15 protein-coding genes, 1 tRNA gene and 1 pseudogene are annotated in these 16,174 nt (G+C 74.5%); 10 read left to right on the top strand and 7 right to left on the bottom strand.

Annotated features, from left to right (window positions below; translation table 11 throughout):
- The first annotated feature begins 107 nt into the window (after positions 1–107).
- From ACFI33_RS01505 to ACFI33_RS01485, 5 genes are all read left to right on the top strand, one after another.
- Positions 108–527, top strand: coding sequence for a YraN family protein (locus ACFI33_RS01505; protein ID WP_036312824.1), 420 nt, complete (start codon positions 108–110; stop codon positions 525–527).
- Positions 524–2,128 carry a YifB family Mg chelatase-like AAA ATPase gene (locus tag ACFI33_RS01500; protein WP_158183689.1) on the top strand — a complete coding sequence of 535 codons (1,605 nt, stop codon included), beginning with the start codon at positions 524–526 and terminating at the stop codon, positions 2,126–2,128. The genes ACFI33_RS01505 and ACFI33_RS01500 overlap by 4 nt, the downstream gene beginning before the upstream one ends.
- Positions 2,125–3,399: a DNA-processing protein DprA gene (locus tag ACFI33_RS01495; protein WP_462623679.1), complete on the top strand. Its 1,275-nt coding sequence runs from the start codon at positions 2,125–2,127 to the stop codon at positions 3,397–3,399. The genes ACFI33_RS01500 and ACFI33_RS01495 overlap by 4 nt, the downstream gene beginning before the upstream one ends.
- Positions 3,400–3,456: 57 nt before the next feature.
- A complete protein-coding gene (locus tag ACFI33_RS01490) occupies positions 3,457–4,497 on the top strand; it encodes a tyrosine recombinase XerC (protein WP_036312815.1) in 1,041 nt (346 codons plus the stop codon).
- Between the two features lie 170 nt (positions 4,498–4,667).
- A complete protein-coding gene (locus ACFI33_RS01485; RefSeq protein WP_036340144.1) occupies positions 4,668–5,171 on the top strand; it encodes a DUF3145 domain-containing protein in 504 nt (167 codons plus the stop codon).
- Between the two features lie 28 nt (positions 5,172–5,199).
- On the opposite strand, the gene fabF is transcribed toward ACFI33_RS01485, so the two are convergent.
- The 6 genes and pseudogenes from fabF to aceE all read right to left on the bottom strand — a co-directional run.
- The gene (gene fabF, locus ACFI33_RS01480) at positions 5,200–6,444 is read right to left on the bottom strand and encodes a beta-ketoacyl-ACP synthase II (protein WP_041103123.1); all 1,245 of its coding nucleotides are present in this window, start codon (positions 6,442–6,444) and stop codon (positions 5,200–5,202) included.
- 176 nt (positions 6,445–6,620) lie between these two features.
- Complete coding sequence (locus ACFI33_RS01475; protein WP_010078906.1) at positions 6,621–6,866, bottom strand: acyl carrier protein; 246 nt, start codon at positions 6,864–6,866, stop codon at positions 6,621–6,623.
- Positions 6,867–6,927: 61 nt separating this feature from the next.
- Positions 6,928–7,980, bottom strand: coding sequence for a beta-ketoacyl-ACP synthase III (locus ACFI33_RS01470; protein ID WP_020624511.1), 1,053 nt, complete (start codon positions 7,978–7,980; stop codon positions 6,928–6,930).
- Positions 7,981–8,012: 32 nt separating this feature from the next.
- Complete coding sequence (locus ACFI33_RS01465) at positions 8,013–8,936, bottom strand: ACP S-malonyltransferase (RefSeq protein WP_462623678.1); 924 nt, start codon at positions 8,934–8,936, stop codon at positions 8,013–8,015.
- Between the two features lie 105 nt (positions 8,937–9,041).
- Positions 9,042–9,785: a PucR family transcriptional regulator gene (locus ACFI33_RS01460; RefSeq protein ID WP_251679462.1), complete on the bottom strand. Its 744-nt coding sequence runs from the start codon at positions 9,783–9,785 to the stop codon at positions 9,042–9,044.
- A 504-nt stretch (positions 9,786–10,289) separates the two neighbouring features.
- Positions 10,290–13,025: pseudogene (gene aceE, locus ACFI33_RS01455) on the bottom strand (pyruvate dehydrogenase (acetyl-transferring), homodimeric type); the annotation flags it as partial.
- 254 nt (positions 13,026–13,279) lie between these two features.
- On the opposite strand from aceE, the gene ACFI33_RS01450 reads away from it, so the two are divergent.
- The 5 genes from ACFI33_RS01450 (at position 13,280) to ACFI33_RS01430 (ending at position 15,555) form a co-directional block, all read left to right on the top strand.
- The gene (locus ACFI33_RS01450; RefSeq protein WP_010078901.1) at positions 13,280–13,711 is read left to right on the top strand and encodes a DUF3052 domain-containing protein; all 432 of its coding nucleotides are present in this window, start codon (positions 13,280–13,282) and stop codon (positions 13,709–13,711) included.
- Positions 13,704–14,210 carry a redoxin domain-containing protein gene (locus ACFI33_RS01445; protein ID WP_044659131.1) on the top strand — a complete coding sequence of 169 codons (507 nt, stop codon included), beginning with the start codon at positions 13,704–13,706 and terminating at the stop codon, positions 14,208–14,210. Before ACFI33_RS01450 ends, ACFI33_RS01445 begins: the two co-directional genes overlap by 8 nt.
- 15 nt (positions 14,211–14,225) lie before the next feature.
- Positions 14,226–14,299 (top strand) — tRNA-Val (locus tag ACFI33_RS01440).
- A gap of 75 nt (positions 14,300–14,374) precedes the next feature.
- Positions 14,375–15,214, top strand: coding sequence for an AzlC family ABC transporter permease (locus tag ACFI33_RS01435; RefSeq protein ID WP_363931590.1), 840 nt, complete (start codon positions 14,375–14,377; stop codon positions 15,212–15,214).
- Positions 15,211–15,555, top strand: a complete 345-nt coding sequence (locus ACFI33_RS01430; protein WP_061867838.1) for an AzlD domain-containing protein — start codon at positions 15,211–15,213, stop codon at positions 15,553–15,555. The genes ACFI33_RS01435 and ACFI33_RS01430 overlap by 4 nt, the downstream gene beginning before the upstream one ends.
- Here the strand turns inward: ACFI33_RS01430 and ACFI33_RS01425 are convergent.
- Positions 15,542–16,126: a hypothetical protein gene (locus ACFI33_RS01425; RefSeq protein ID WP_363931587.1), complete on the bottom strand. Its 585-nt coding sequence runs from the start codon at positions 16,124–16,126 to the stop codon at positions 15,542–15,544. The two genes, ACFI33_RS01430 and ACFI33_RS01425, sit on opposite strands and share 14 nt — an antisense overlap.
- Between the last annotated feature and the right edge of the window lie 48 nt (positions 16,127–16,174).

Below are 16,174 nucleotides of genomic sequence, written 5' to 3'. Positions count from 1 at the left end.
GACGCAGACGTCCACTCCTGCACAGGCGTCCGGCCCCGCACAATCCCCGCCGCCGCCCACCCCGCGGCCTCGCCCGGGACCACCCTGGTGCCCAGGAGGTGGTCGGGATGACGGGGACCGCGGAACAGATCGGGGCGCAGCCGCCCGGAGAGAGGCGCGCCAGCCGCGCGCACACGGCGCTGGGCCGGTTCGGCGAGGACGCCGCCGCGCGCTGGCTCGCCGAGCGCGGCTACGTGATCGCCGACCGCAACTGGCGGGGCGAGGCCGGAGAGCTGGACATCGTGGCCCACCACGCCGGCTGGTGGGTGGGCGTCGAGGTGAAGACCCGCTCGGGCCTGGCCTTCGGCGACCCGTTCGAGTCGATCGACCGGCGCAAGCTCACCCGGCTGCACCGCCTCACCGCGGCGTGGGTGCGGGCCCACGCCGCGGACCGCCGGGGCACGCCCTGGCGCGTCGACGCCGTCGCCGTGCTGGTGCCGCGCACGGGAGGGATCCGCTTCGACCTGCTGCAGGACGTGCGGCCGTGAGCGGCATCGGACGCACCCGCTCCATCACGCTGGCGGGTCTGCGCGGGGAGGTCGTGCACGTCGAGGCGGACATCGCCCAGTCCCTGCCCGGGTTCACCCTCCTCGGCCTGCCGGACCAGGCGCTGCAGGAGAGCCGGGATCGCATCCGCTCCGCCGCGCGCAACGCCGGACTGCCCCTGACCCGGCGGCACCTGACCGTGAACCTGCTGCCGGCGGGGGTGCACAAGCGGGGCGCCTGCCACGACCTGGCGATCGTCCTGGCGGCCTACGCCGCGGACGGGCGGGTGCGGAACGTCGAGGGACCCGTGTTCCTGGCCGAGCTCGGTCTCGACGGCGCCCTGCACCGCTCGCCGGAGACCGTGGCGATGGTGATGGCCGCCGTCGACGCGGGGTGCTCCGAGGTGGTCGTCGCCGAGGACGCGGAGGCCGAGGCCCGACTGGTCCCCGGCGCTGAAGTCCGCGGCTTCGCCCATCTGCACGACGTCATCCGCGCCTTCGGCGGGGAACCGGACGGAGAGGCGCCCCGCCGGCCGACCCGGCGGCAGGTGCCAGCCCCGGAACCGGAGCCGACCCGTGCGGTGCCCGACCTGGCCGAGGTCGCCGGACAGGCCGAGGCCCGGTTCGCGCTCGAGGTCGCCGCGGCCGGCGCCCACCACCTGCTGCTCATGGGCGCCCCGGGGGCGGGCAAGACCATGCTCGCCGAGCGCCTGCCCGGGATCCTCCCGCCCCTGGACCGGCGCACTGCGCTCGAGTGCGCCGCCCTGCGCTCCCTTCGCGGTGGCGACGCCCGTGTCCGGCGCAGGGGCGGGACGGCCCAGGGGTTCGACGGCGAGATCGACCGGACCCCGCCGTTCGAGGCACCCCACCACTCGGCGTCCCGCTCGGCCCTCGTGGGCGGCGGCAGCGGCCTCGCCCGGCCGGGGGCGGCCTCCCTCGCCCACGGCGGCGTGCTGTTCCTGGACGAGGCCCCCGAGTTCGAACGGCGCACCCTCGAGGCGCTGCGCCAGCCCCTCGAGTCCGGGGAGGTGCTGCTGCACCGGGCCCTGGGCGCCGTCGTCTACCCGGCCCGGTTCCAGCTCGTGCTGGCCGCCAACCCCTGCCCGTGCGGCAAGGGCGGCGGCACGGGCGTCGAGTGCCGGTGCAGCGTGCCCGAACGCCGCCGCTACGCCCAGCGGCTCTCCGGGCCGCTGCTGGACCGCGTCGACCTGCAGGTCACCGTGCGGCCCGTCGAGGCCAGGCAGCTCACGGGGGCGCCCGCCTCCGAGACCACGTCGCAGGTGGCCGCCCGGGTCGCCGCGGCCGCCGACCGCCAGGCCCGGCGCTGGGCCGCCGCCGCCGAGCGCGGGGTCGTCCCGTCCGGGCTGCGCCGCAACGCGCACGTCCCCGCCGCGGTGCTGCGGCACGGCCCCTACGCCGTGCCCCGAGCGGCCCGCCGACCCGCGGACGACGCCGTCGACCAGGGCCTGCTGAGCGCGCGCGGCCACGCCCGCGTCCTCCGCCTCGCCTGGACCCTGGCGGACCTGCGCGGCGCCGAACGGCCCGCACCCGAGGACACCGACGTAGCACTCACGCTGCGCCACCAGAACGAGGAGGACGCATGACCACCCACGTCACCCCGGCGGCAGACCACGTCCCCGTCGCCGGGCCGCGCCGGCCGGACGCCGCCCGGCTCGCCCGCGCCGCCCTGACCCGGCTGGTCGAGCCCGGGGACGCGCTCGCGGTGCAGACCGTCACGGCGCTGGGGCCGGAGCGGGCGCTCGCCCTGCTCACGGGCCGGGAGACGATCCAGCCCGCCGAGCGCGATCTGCTCGCCGATCTCGCCGGCGCGCCCGACACGCTGCCCCGGCGCTGGGCCGCGGGGCTGGCCCGCTGGGCGCCCCGGGCCGCCCGGCTGGAGCCGGAGCGTGACCTCGTGACTCTGCACCGGCTCGGGGGAGGCCTGCTGATCCCCGAGGACGACGCCTGGCCCGCCGCCCTGGCGGACCTGGGCGAGGAGGCGCCCCTGGGCCTGTGGTTCCGCGGCTCCGGAACGCTGCCTCCCGCGGACCGGATGCTCGCCGTCGTCGGCAGCCGGGAGGCGACCGCGTACGGACGGACCGTGACCGCCCGCTGCGCCGCCCACGCCGTCCAGCAGGGCGCGTGCGTGATCTCCGGCGGCGCCTACGGCATCGACGGCGCCGCCCACCGGGCCGCGCTGCAGGCGCCCGCCGCACCGGAAGACGCGGCGGATCGCGACGGCGTCCCGCCCACGGTGGCGGTGCTGGCCGGCGGCCTCGACCGGTTCTACCCGGCCGGCCACGAGGACCTGCTTCGCGCGGTGATGGCCGCCGGGCTGCTCGTGTCCGAGATGCCGCCCGGTGCGAGTCCCACGCGGTACCGGTTCCTGCAGCGCAACCGGGTCATCGCCGCGCTCGCGGGGGCCGTGCTGGTGGTCGAGGCGCGCTGGCGGTCGGGAGCGCAGAACACGGCGGGCCACGCGTTCGGCCTCGGCCGCGAGGTGGGCGTGGTCCCCGGCCCCGTGACCTCGCCCAGCTCCGCCGGCTGCCACCGTCTGCTGCAGGAGAGCCCCGCCCGTCTCGTGACCACCGAGCAGGAGGCCCTCGCCCTGCTCGGCCAGGGGCCCGCCCGGAGCGGCGGCGCGGGCGGGAGGACCTCCACCCGGGCAGCTCCCGAGTCCGCCGCGCGGCCCACCGACGGGCTCACGATGGAGGAGGCCCTCGTCCACGAGGCGCTGCCCCTGCGCCAGGCGGTGCCCGTCGACCGGATCACCGTCAGCGCCGGGCTCGCGCTGCCCACCGTCCTGGCGTGCCTGTCCCGGCTGCAGCGGGCGGGCCTGGCCGAACGGGTCGAGGACCGGTGGCGGCGGGGATGACCTCCGGCCGCGTGCTCCCGGGCGGCGCCGCCCTGGGGCGGATGGCAGAGTGGGGGGATGACCCCGTCGTCCTCCGTCCGTCCCGTCCCGGTCCCGCGCGCCCCCTCGCCCCGGGACACGGCCTGGCTCGAGGCGTTCGAGGAGCACCTGCGCCACGAGCGGAACCGCAGCCCCCAGACCGTGCGCGCGTACCTCGCCGATCTGCGCGCCCTCATCGACCACGTCGCCGGCACAGCCGGCACCGCGGCGGCGCCCGCCGTGGATGACGACGCCCCCGCTCGCCACGTGCCCAGCGCACCGGACGTCCTCGCCGAGCTGGACATCGAGGACCTGCGTGGCTGGTTGGCGGCCATGAGCGGGGCCGGCCTCGCCCGCGCGACCCTGGCCCGCCGGGTGGCCGCCGTCCGCACCTTCACGGCCTGGCTGCGCCGGGAGGGCCTGCGCTCGGACGACCCCGCCCTGCGGCTGCGCTCGCCCCGACCCGAGGGGACGCTGCCCCACGTGCTCCAGGAGCAGCAGGCGACCCGGCTCCTCGCGGCTGCCCAGGAGCGTGTGGACGCCGCCGCCGCGGGCGACGACCCTGCCGCCCACGCGCTGGCCCTGCGGGACGCCGCCCTGCTCGAGCTGCTCTACGCCACCGGCGCCCGGGTGGCCGAACTCTCCGCCCTGGACGTGGACGACCTCGAGGCCGGCCGCGGCGTCGTCCGGCTGACCGGCAAGGGAGACCGGCAGCGCACCGTCCCCTACGGCGCACCCGCGGGCCGCGCCCTCCAGGAGTGGCAGCGGCTCGGTCGCCCCCGCCTGGCCCGGCCGGACTCCGGCCCCGCCCTCTTCCTCGGCGCGCGCGGCGGCCGGCTGGGGGTGCGCCAGGCGCGCACCGTCGTCGACCGGGCACTCGAGGGCCTGGGGGACACCGCGGCGCGCGGGCCGCACGCGCTGCGCCACACGGCCGCGACCCACCTCCTCGACGGCGGCGCCGACCTGCGCAGCGTGCAGGAGCTGCTGGGGCATGCGTCCCTGCGCACCACGCAGGTCTACACACACGTCTCGATCGATCGCCTCCGCGAGGGCTACCGGCAGGCCCACCCACGCGCCTGACGCCTCCCCGGAGCACCCCCGGCCCGTCCCCTGCGCCGCCACGACACGCAGGGCGCCGCGCCGCCTCGTTGCCGGCCCAGCATCCCTGGTGCACAATGGCCCCAGGATCCACCGGAGCCGCGACGTGGTCGTAGGGGAAGACGCACCGCATCGCACCCTCGGAGGCATCCATGACCAGCACCCATACCCGCGGCGTGGTCCACATCCTCTCCGCCCCCACCGCCCTCTGCCCCCACGTGGAGTGGGCGCTGAGCTCCGTGCTCGGCCCCGCGACCTCGGTGGAGTGGGAGGGTCAGCCGGTCGCGCCCGGCCAGCACCGCGCCGAGGTGCACTGGACGGCGCCCGCCGGCACCGGCGCGCGTCTGGCCTCCGCCCTGCGTGGCTGGCCGCACCTGCGCTTCGAGATCACGGAGGAGCCGTCCGCCGGGGTCGACGGCTCGCGCTGGTCCCACACCCCGGACCTCGGCATCTTCCACGCCACCACGGACGTCTCCGGCAACATCATGGTCTCCGAGGACCGCATCCGGTACGCCTACGAGGCCGGTGCGGGCGACCCCAGCGTGCTGATGCACGAACTCTCCCTCGCGCTCGGCGAGGCCTGGGACGATGAGCTCGAGCCGTTCCGGCTGGCCGCCGCCCACGCCAACGTGCGCTGGCTGCACCGCGCTGTCTGAGCCTTCGCCCGGCCGGCGGCGCTCCGGCTCAGACGCTGCGGAACACGGCCACCGCGTTGTGGCCGCCGAACCCGAACGAGTTCTTCACGGCCACGCGCGGCCCCTCGGGCAGGCGGGCGGGGGAGCCGGTGACCACGTTCAGCGGGATCTCCGGGTCCTGGTGGTCCAGGTTGATGGTCACGGGCGCCTGGCCGTGGTGCACGGCGAGCACGGACAGGATCGACTCGATCGCGCCTGAGGCGCCCAGCAGGTGGCCGGTCTGGGACTTCGTGGCCGAGACCTGCACCTGGTCCAGGTGGTCGCCGAACACGGCCCGCATGGCCAGGTACTCCGGGGCGTCGCCCTTGGGTGTGGACGTCGCGTGGGCGTTCACGTGGCACACGTCCTCGGGGGTGATGTCGGCCGACCTCAGGGCGGCGCGCATCGCACGGGTCGCGCCCAGGCCCTCGGGCTCGGGCGCGGTGATGTGGTGGGAGTCGGAGCTGACGCCCGCGCCGGCCAGCTCGGCGTACACGCGCGCGCCGCGGGCCTTCGCGTGCTCCTCCGACTCGATCACCATGACGCCGGCGCCCTCACCGAGGACGAAGCCGTCGCGGTCCACGTCGTAGGGGCGGGACGCGGCCTGTGGGTCGTCGTTGCGCTTGGACAGCGCCTGCATCGCGGCGAACGCGGCCATCGGCAGCGGGTGCACGGCGGCCTCGGCGGCGCCGCAGATCACGACGTCGGCCTGGCCGGAGCGGACGAGCAGCAGCGCGGTCTCGAGCGCCTCGGTGCCGGCGGCGCACGCGGACACCACCGTGCGGGCGCCGGCACGGGCGCCGAACTCGAGGGAGAGCGCGCCGGCGGCGCCGTTGGGCATGAGCATCGGGACGGTCATGGGCAGCACGCGGCGCGGGCCGCGCTCGCGCAGGGTGTCCCAGCCGTCCAGGAGGGTCCACACGCCGCCGATGCCGGTGCCGAAGGCCACCGCGAGCCGGTCGCCGTCGACCTCCGCGCCCTCGAGGCCGGCGTCCTTCCAGGCCTCGCGCGCGGCGACGGTCGCCATCTGGGTGGCCGGGTCCTGGCGCTTCTGCTCCACCTTGGAGAGGACCTCGGAGGTGGGCACGGCCAGCTCGGCCGCGAAGGTGACCGGCAGCTCGTACTTCTCCACCCAGTCGTGCTCCATGGTGCGCGCACCGGAGACGCCCTGCAGGGCGTGGGACCAGAAGGTGGGCACGTCGCCGCCGATGGGCGTGGTGGCGCCGAGGCCGGTGATCACTGCGGTGCGGGTCATGGGTCTGCTGCCTCTGGGTCTCGAGTGGGGATCGGGCGGAGGGGTGTCGTCGGCACGATGCGCGGCGCTCGCCGGGGTGCCGGAAGTCGAGGGTGTCGGGGGCCGGGGGCGCTCACGCGCCCCCGGCGCTCACCGAGGGGACGGGGCGGGCCGGGCCCGCCGCCGTCGTGGGCCGATCAGGCCTGGGCGCCGTCGATGAAGTCGACGGCGTCCTGGACGGTCTTGAGGTTCTTGACCTCCTCGTCCGGGATCTTCACGCCGAACTTGTCCTCGGCGTTGACCACGATGGTCATCATCGAGATCGAGTCGATGTCCAGATCGTCCGTGAAGGACTTCTCCGGCTGCACCTCGGCGGTGTCGAGGCCGGTCTCCTCGTTCACGATCTCGGCGAGGCCGGCGAGGATCTCTTCCTTGGAAGCCATGGGGCGTCTCCTTCGGTAGGGGTGTGGGGTGTACGTGATCAGTGAATCAGACGGCGCCGCCTCAGGGGAGGCGGACCACCTGGGCGCCGTAGACCAGCCCGGCGCCGAAGCCGATCTGCAGGGCCAGGCCGCCGGTGAGCTCGGGGTTCTCCTCCAGCAGACGGTGCATGGCCAGCGGGATGGACGCGGCCGACGTGTTGCCGGCGTCCGCGATGTCCCGGGCCACGACGACGGACTCCGGCAGCTTCAGCTGCTTGGCGAACTCGTCGATGATCCGCATGTTGGCCTGGTGCGGGATGAACGCGGCGAGGTCTTCGGGCTCCACGCCCGCGGCGTCGAGGGCCTCGCGGGCCACCTTCGCCATCGACCACACGGCCCAGCGGAAGACGGAGGGCCCGTCCTGGCGCAGCGTGGGCCAGAGCATCCCCTCCGCGCCGGTGATCGCCGAGGCGTCGCCCGTGGTGCGGGCGTGCTCCACGGCATCGCGGAGCTCCAGCTGCGAGTGCGTCATGGAGATCGTGGACCAGCGCTCCCCGTCCGAGCCCCACACCGAGGGGGAGATGCCCGGCTCGTCCGAGGCCGACACGATCACGGCGCCCGCGCCGTCGCCCAGGAGGAAGGAGATGGAGCGGTCCGTGGGATCCACGACGTCGGAGAGGCGCTCGACGCCGACCACGAGCACGTGCCGCGCGGTGCCGGAACGCACGAGCGCGTCGGCCTGGGCCACGCCGTAGCAGTAGCCGGCGCACGCGGCGGAGACGTCGTAGGCGGGCGCCGGGGTGGCCCCGATCTCGTGCGCCACGAGGGCCGCGGCCGAGGGGGTGGCGTGCGGGAAGGTGACGGTCGAGACGATCACGGCGTCCAGGTCCGAGCCCTGCAGGCCGGCCCGCTCGAGGGCCTCCCGGGCGGCGCCCACGGCCATGACGGGCACGGTCTCCTCCGCCGTGGCGCGCTGGCGCGTGACGATGCCGGTGCGCTGGCGGATCCACTCGTCCGACGAGTCGATGGGGCCGATGAGGTCCTCGTTGGGGACCAAATTCGCCGGGCGGTAGGCGCCCACGGCCACGATGCGGCTGGCCGCGGGGCGCTCGTGCTGCTTCAGGGTGACGGTCATGGTGCTTCTCTCTGCCGGGCGGTGCGCGGGGTTCAGGCCGAGTGCTCGGCCAGGAACGCCCGCGCGGCGTCCAGGTCCTCGGGGGTCTTCACGGCGAGCTGCGCGGTGCCCTTGAGACCGCGCTTGGCCAGTCCGGTCAGTGTGCCACCGGGCAGCAGCTCCAGGACGCCCGTGACCTGCCGCGTGGCCATGGTCGCCATGCACAGGTCCCAGCGGACCGGGCGGGTGACCTGGTCCACGATCCGGGCGAGCACGTCCGTGCCGGACTCGACGGCCTCGCCGTCCCGGTTGGACAGCAGGGGCAGGCGCGGGTCCGAGGGGGAGAGGCCGGCGACGTGGGCCGCGAGGTCGTCCACGGCGGGGCGCATGTGCTCCGTGTGGAACGCGCCGGCCACCTTGAGCGGGATCACGCGGGCGCGGGCGGGGGCGGACTCGGCGAGCGCGCCGAGGGCCTCCGCGGTGCCGGCGGCGACGATCTGGCCGGCGCCGTTGACATTGGCGGGCGCCAGGCCCGCCGCGTCGATGGCCGCGAGGACCTCGTCCTGGTCCCCGCCCACGACGGCGGCCATGCCCGTGGGCGTGGCCGCGGCGGCCCGGGCCATGCCGGTGGCGCGCACGCGCACCAGGGAGAGGGCCTCGGCGGGGGACAGCACGCCGGTGACGGCGGCCGCGGTGATCTCGCCCACGGAGTGGCCGGCCACGACGGTCGACTCCGGTGCGGCGGCATCCGCCTCGAGGGCCGCGGCGGCCACGAGGCCGGCCGCCACGATCAGCGGCTGGGCGACGGCGGTGTCCTTGATGGTCTCCTCGTCCGACTCGGTGCCGTGGCGGATCAGGTCCACGCCCGCGGCGTCGGAGAGGGATGCGAGCAGGTCGCGGGTTCCGTCCAGCTCGAGCCAGGGGGCGAGGAAGCCGGGCGTCTGGGACCCCTGTCCGGGGCACACGATGGCAAGCATTCCTCCATCGTGTCAGGATCGGCCGCCATCCCGGGCAGATCGCGCCACGAAGCACGGCGAGTGGGTTTGGAGGGTTTCTACAAGTGGGGGGGGCGCCGCCCCGGCTCAGTCCGAGCCTGTCCCGGTCGTCGGCCGCGCCCCCGCGAGCCGGCCCAGGGTGATCGCGGTCTGCAGGACGTACGCGTCGCGAGGGACCAGCGGGTCCCAGCCGGTCACCTCGGCCACCCGCTTGAGGCGGTACCGCACGGTGTTCGCGTGGACGAACAGCTCGCGGGCCGTGCCCTCGAGCGAGTGGCCCAGCGCGCCGTACGCGTCCACGGTCTCCAGCAGGGAGGTGCCGGCGTCGGCCAGGGGCGTGAACACCCCGTCCACGAGGGCCTCCCGGGCCGTGGGGTCGCCCAGCAGCGCCCGCTCGGGCAGCAGGTCCTCCGCCGGGGTGGGCCGGCACGCCCGGGGATGGGCGGCCGCCGCGCTGAGCCCGGCGAGGGTGTGCCGGGCCGAGACGTGCGCCGAGATCAGCGAGTCCACGACGGGTCCCACGATCACCGGTCCCGGCGCGAACCAGCGCGCGAGCGCCTCGCCCACCGCCCGCGCGTCCCGCACCGAGCCGACCACGAGGACGAGCCGTTCGGACTGCACGCCCACGAGCAGGTCGCAGTCGAGCCGCGCCGCGGCCCGCCGCAGGTCCGGGATGAACGCGGGCTTGTCCTGCCCCGGGGCGAGACCGGCCATGACCATCACGTCGTGGTCCCCACGCCAGCCCAGCGCCGTGGCCCGATGCCGGATCTCGTCCGGGTCCTGCCCGCGCAGCACCGCGTCCAGCAGGACCGACTCGAGCCGCGAGTCCATCGCACCGCGCATCTCCGCGGCCCGGGCGTACACGTCTGCGAGCGCGAACGCGACCTCGCGCGAGTAGTGGAGGATGTGCTCGCGGACGGGCGCCTGGTCGCGCTCGGCCAGCAGCTCCGGCACCCGCGTCTCGACGACGTCCACCATCGTCCGGATGAGCTGGAGGGCCCGCTGCAGCGAGATCGCCCGGGTGAGATCGGTGGGCGCGGGCCCGAAGACGTCCTGCAGGACGTGGCCCGTGGAGGTGGGCCGCTCGAACCACGTGAGGAAGCCCTGCAGGGCGCGCTGGGCCACGAGCCCGAGGGCGCTGCGCTCGTCCGGGGTGAGTCGGCGGTACCAGGGCAGGGTGGCGTCCAACCGCTGCAGCACCGCCGTGTTCAGGGCGCCCAGGTGGCTCCTGAGTCGGGCCAGCCCGTCGGTGCTCACGGGGCGAGGGGCGGCGGGGCGGGGCTCGGGCATGCGCTTCATCCTAGGCGCGTGTTGTGGGATTCCTACAGCGACGACGCCGGCCGCGATGCCGGTGGTGCCGGCGTTGACGTCGTCCAGGCGGTACTTCTCGTGCGCCTTCGCGGCCGTGCCCCGCTCGACCTCGCCCTCCTCCTCGAGGAGCTGCAGCGCGCGGACCACCATCGAGTGGGTGTCGATGAGGAAGTACCGACGGGCGGCGGCGCGGGTGTCCGCGAAGCCGAACTCGTCGGCGCCGAGCGCAGAGAAGCGGTTCGGCACGAACGGGCGGATCTGGTTCGTCCACGAGGTGGAGTAGTCCGAGGTGGCCACGATCGGGCCCTCGGCCCCCTGCAGCGCCTGCGTCACGTAGGGCACGCGCGCAGTGGCGGACGGCTCCTTCAGGGCGTCCTTCTCCGCCGCGACGGCGTCGCGGTACAGCTCGTTGTAGGAGGTCACCGACCACACGGAGGCGTTCACGCCCCACTCCTCGGAGAGGATCCGCTGGGCGTCGAGCGCCCACGGCACGGAGACGCCGGAGCCCAGGAGCTGGACCTTCGGGCCGTCGCCCTGGCCCTCGGAGAGGCGGTAGATGCCCTTGAGCAGGCCCTCCACGTCGAGGCCCTCGGGCTCCTCGATGTGGGTGATCGGCTCGTTGTACACCGTGAGGTAGTAGATGACGTTGCGGACGTCGTCCCCGCGGTCGTGGTCGCCGTACATGTCCTCCAGGCCCTGGCGCACGATGTGGGCGATCTCGTACGAGTACGCCGGGTCGTAGTGCTTCACGGCCGGATTCGTGGACGCCAGGACGGGGGAGTGACCGTCCATGTGCTGGGTGCCCTCGCCGGCGAGGGTGGTGCGCCCGGCGGTGGCGCCGATCATGAAGCCGCGCGCAAGCTGGTCGGCTCCGGCCCAGATGTTGTCCGCGGTCCGCTGGAAGCCGAACATCGAGTAGAAGATGTAGACCGGGATCATCGGCTCGCCGTGCGTGGAGTACGCCGTGCCGACCGCGTTGAATGCCGCGGTGGCGCCGTCCTCGTTGATGCCGACGTGGTAGATCTTCCCCTGCGGGGACTCCTTGTAGGACAGGAACAGATCCCGGTCCACGGACAGGTAGTTCTGGCCCTTGGGGTTGTAGATCTTCGCGGTCGGGAAGAACGAGTCCATGCCGAAGGTGCGGGCCTCGTCCGGGATGATCGGCACGAAGCGCGGTCCCATGTTCTTGTCCCGCATCAGGTCCTTGAGCAGGCGCACGAACGCCATGGTCGTGGCGGCCTGCTGCTTGCCCGATCCCTTGCGAGCCTGCTTGTACGCGGACTCCGGAGGCAGCGGGATCGCGTGGTAGTCGCTGCGCCGCTCCGGCACGAAGCCGCCCAGCTCCTTGCGCCGCTCCATCATGTACGTGATCTCCGGAGCGTCGGCGCCCGGGTGGTAGTACGGGATGTCGTACGGGTCCTTCTCGATCTGCTCGTCCGAGATCGGGATGCGGTGGCGGTCCCGGAACACCTTGAGGTCGTCCACCGTCAGCTTCTTCATCTGGTGCGTGGCGTTGCGACCCTCGAAGGACTTGCCCAGGCCGTAGCCCTTGATGGTGTGGGCCAGGATCACGGTGGGCTGGCCCTTGTGCTCCATGGCGGCCTTGTAGGCGGCGTACACCTTCTTGTAGTCGTGGCCGCCACGCTTGAGGCCCCAGATCTCGTCGTCGGTCATGTCCGCCACCATCTCCTTGGTGACGGAGGACCGGCCGAAGAAGTGGTCGCGCACGAAGCCGCCGGACTCGGCCTTGTAGGTCTGGTAGTCGCCGTCGAGCGTCTCGTTCATGATGCGCACGAGCTCGCCCTCGTCGTCGGCCTCGAGCAGCGGATCCCACTCGCGGCCCCACAGGACCTTGATGACGTTCCAGCCGGCGCCCCGGAAGTAGGACTCCAGCTCCTGGACGATCTTGCCGTTGCCGCGCACCGGCCCGTCGAGACGCTGCAGGTTGCAGTTGATGACGAAGGTGAGGTTGTCGAGCTTGTCGTTGGCCGCGATGTGCAGCTGGCCGCGCGACTCCGGTTCGTCCATCTCGCCGTCGCCGAGGAAGGCCCACACGTGCTGGTCGGAGGTGTCCTTGATGCCGTTGTTGTGCAGGTACCGGTTGGTCTGCGCCTGGAAGATGGCGTTCATCGGCCCCAGGCCCATGGACACGGTGGGGTACTGCCAGAAGTGCGGCATCATCCGCGGGTGCGGGTAGGAGGGCAGGCCGTGGCCCTGGCGGGACTTCTCCTGGCGGAAGCCGTCGAGGTCCTCCTCGGTCAGGCGGCCCTCGAGGAAGGCTCGGGCGTAGTTGCCCGGCGAGGAGTGGCCCTGGAAGAAGATGTGGTCGCCGCCGCCCGGGTGGTCCTGGCCGCGGAAGAAGTGGTTCAGGCCCACCTCGTAGAGGGTCGCCTGGCCTGCGTAGGAGGAGATGTGGCCGCCGACGCCGACGCGTTGGGCGCGCTGCACCAGGGCCATGGCGTTCCACCGCAGGTAGTTGCGGTAGCGGCGCTCGAGCTCCTCGTCGCCCGGGTACTCCGGCTCCTGGTCCGCCGGGATCGTGTTCACGTAGTCCGTGGTGGTCACGTAGGGCAGGGCGACGGACTGGGCGCTCGCGCGCTGCATGAGGGAGCGCATGATGTACTGCGCCCGCTCCGTGCCGCGCTCCTCGATGAGTCCGTCGAGGGACTCGATCCACTCCGACGTCTCCTGCGGATCCTTGTCCGGGAGCTGGTCGGTCAGACCGCTGCGGATCTGCGAGCTCTCTTCGGCTGCGCTCACGGTGCCTCCTGGTTCTCGTGCGGAGGGGTGCTCCGCGGTGGGCTGCGGGCAGACGATCCGGTCCGGGCCCGCGACGCCGAGCCGGGCGCGTCGCCCGGAGAGTGCGTCTGTTCCTCCCCAGAGTAGACCGCAGCCGCCGCGTCCGCCCGGCCGGAGGCCCCGGAACGGCGGCGTCCACGGCGTATGGTGGTCATCATCACCCGCTCGACGGCGCGGGCCGCAGTGCCCGCCACCATCAAGGAGGACCGGACACTATGCAGGCTGGGTCGACGCCGACCTCGACGGACAGCGCCCTGCTGGCGGAGCTCGCCCTCTCGAGGGGCGACCTGGTGCAGGAGTGGGGGTACGACGACGACGTCGACTTCACTTTCCGTGACGCGCTCGAGGACGCGCTCGGCGAGGAGCTGCTGACCGAGGACGATCAGGAGCCGGCGGACGCCGTCCTCTTCTGGTGGCGCGCGGACGACGGCGACGTCATGGATCTCACGGACGCCCTCGTGGACGCCCAGCGGTCGCTCGATGCCGGCCCCGTCTGGATCATGACCCCCCGCACGGGGCGCGCCGGCCACGTCAGCCCGGCGGACGTCGCCGAGGCCGCCTCCACCGCGGGCCTGCACGCCACCACCGGGGCCGGCGCCTCCGAGGACTGGGCCGCTCAGAAGCTCGTCCAGAAGCGCGGTGGCTGAGGCTCCGTCCGGCGGGACGCGGGGCGCCGACGACGTCCCCGCGCTGCGCGACGACCACGGCCAGACGTGGCCGTGGCCGCCGACGCGCGGGCCCGAGGACGCCGCCGGGCCGCGGGGCACGTGGCTCGTCTTCCTGCCCGGGGCGTTCACGCCGGTGTGCACGGACGAGCTCGGCTGGATCGGGGCGCTCGCCGAGGACGTGGCGGTCCACGAGGTGACTGTCCGCGTGGTCTCCTGTGACGCCGCCCCCGTGCTGCGCCGCGTCCGCGAGGAGCTGGCACTGCCGGAGCCGCTCACCCTGCTCTCCGATTTCTGGCCCCACGGCGCGGCCTGCCGTGCCCTCGACGTCTTCGACGCGGAGACCGGGCGGCCCCGCCGCGTCTCCGTGCTGCTCAACGCGGACGGGGTCGAGGCCGCGCGCGTGGTCGCCGCCCCGGGACAGGCACGCACCCGGAGCGAGCACGAGGCGGCGACGCGCGACCTGCTCGCGGACCGGTAGCCTGGACGGACACCGGCACCTGTAGCTCAGTTGGTCAGAGCATCTCGTTTACACCGAGAGGGTCGGGGGTTCGAGTCCCTCCGGGTGCACCGATCGCGGGGCCATGACACGGCGTGACGCCGCGGCTCCGTCATGCCGACCGCCCGTCAGGCGCCTATGAGAGCATGCTCACCATCATGGGCTCCTCGTCAGCGTCCTCGCGCGCCTCCGCTCCGCCCTCGCGGTGGGCCGAGGTGCGCTCCGGCGTCGCCGTGACGCTGGGCGCCGGCCTCGGCCTGTTCCCCCTGGGCGTGGCCTTCGGGATGCTCGTGGTCCAGGCCGGGCTGCCCGCGTGGGTCGCACCCCTGTTCTCCGTGGTCGTGTTCGCCGGGTCCGTCGAGCTGCTGCTCGTCTCGCTGGTGGTGGCGGTCACGCCGCTGCTCACGATCGCCGTGACGGTGTTCCTCGTGAACTTCCGCCACGTGTTCTATGCGTTCAGCTTCCCGCTGCGCGTGGTCCGGGGGCGCCTCGCGCGGATCTACTCGATGGGCGCCCTGATCGACGAGGCCTACGCCATCGCCGCCGCCCAGCCCCGCGGTTGGACCGGCCCCCGACTGGTCGCCATGCAGGTCGCGCTGCATGCGTACTGGGTGCTCGGGGGCCTCGCCGGGGTGGCCGTGGCCTGGCTGCTGCCCGGACCGGTGGAGGGCCTGGAGTTCGCGCTCGTCGCCCTCTTCATCGTGCTCGCCATGGACGCCGCCCGCACGCGGGCCCAGCTGCCCCTCGTGCTGGCGGCCGCGGTCGCCGTCGGGGTGGCCCTGCTGCTGGCGCCGGCGCAGGTGCTCGTCGTCGCCTTCGCCCTCTACGCCGCGGTGCTGATCGCGTTCCACGTGCTCGCCGCACGCGGGACCGCCCTGCCGCTGCCCGAGCCCGTGCCCGTCACCGGACCGGTTCCCGTCGTCGCCGCGACGGGGGAGCGGGCCGGCACGGATGCCGAGCCCGGCGCCGGGGAGGACCCCCGATGACCGGCGCCGCGTACCTGGTGGCCGCGGCCGTCGTCGCGGGCCTCGTGACCTTCTGCCTGCGCGCGTTGCCGTTCGCCCTGCTGCAGCCGTTGCGGGAGTCCGTGCTCGCCGCGCGGCTGGCGGTGTGGATGCCCGCCGGCGTGCTGACCATCCTGGCCCTGGTGATGCTGCTCGACGCCGCGGCGCTGGCCCCCGGAGAGCCCGTGGACGGGACGCGGGTGGCCCACGCGCTGATCGCGGCGGCGGTGACGGTCGTCGTGCATCTGCTGGCCGGGCGGCGGACCCTGGTCTCGATCGCCTCCGGCACGCTGGCCTACGTGCTGTTGGTCAACCTGGCCTGAGCGGCGGCGGGGCGGGTTCGCCCAGGCGTTCGGCCCACGCGCGGCTCGCCGCGGCGAGGCGCCTGCCGTAGGCGGTGACGCCGTGGGCGAGTGTCCCGGCGTTGTAGAGCGTCCCCGCCCGGGCGATCCCCTCCGCGGAGAGGTCGCCACGCAGGTGCCCGCGGAGGATCTCCAGCCCGAAGGCCAGGTTGTCCTCCGGCTCCCACAGGCGGAGGCCGCGCTCGGCCGCCTGTGCGAAGTACGGCGGCCACGTGATCTGCGCGGGCCCCACCCCGTTCGACGTCTCACCCTGCGCCACCCGGGCCACGAGCTCCTCGTAGCGCTCCCGGGTCACGGGGACGTCCGTCCCGCGCGGGGCACTGTGCACGCCGCCGGCGTCGTGCCCGAAGACGTTCCGGCCACCGGACTCGAGCTCGGCCAGGGCCGCCGCCACCGCGAGGGGAACGTCCGCCCGGCGTGCGGCGGCCACGATCGCCGCGGCGTTGTCGAGGTGTCGGCCGAGCGTCGCCGGCGGGTCGGAGGAGCGGTCGCGGGCGGAGCGGCGGGTGAGGAGGTCGCGGAGCAGGCCCATCGGCCCACCCTCCCGCATCCCGGGTTGAGTTGTCGCGGGGGTCGGGCC

The organism is Micrococcus sp. PSi08 (genome assembly GCF_054960655.1).
This window is presented reverse-complemented; position numbering and strand designations above follow the sequence as displayed.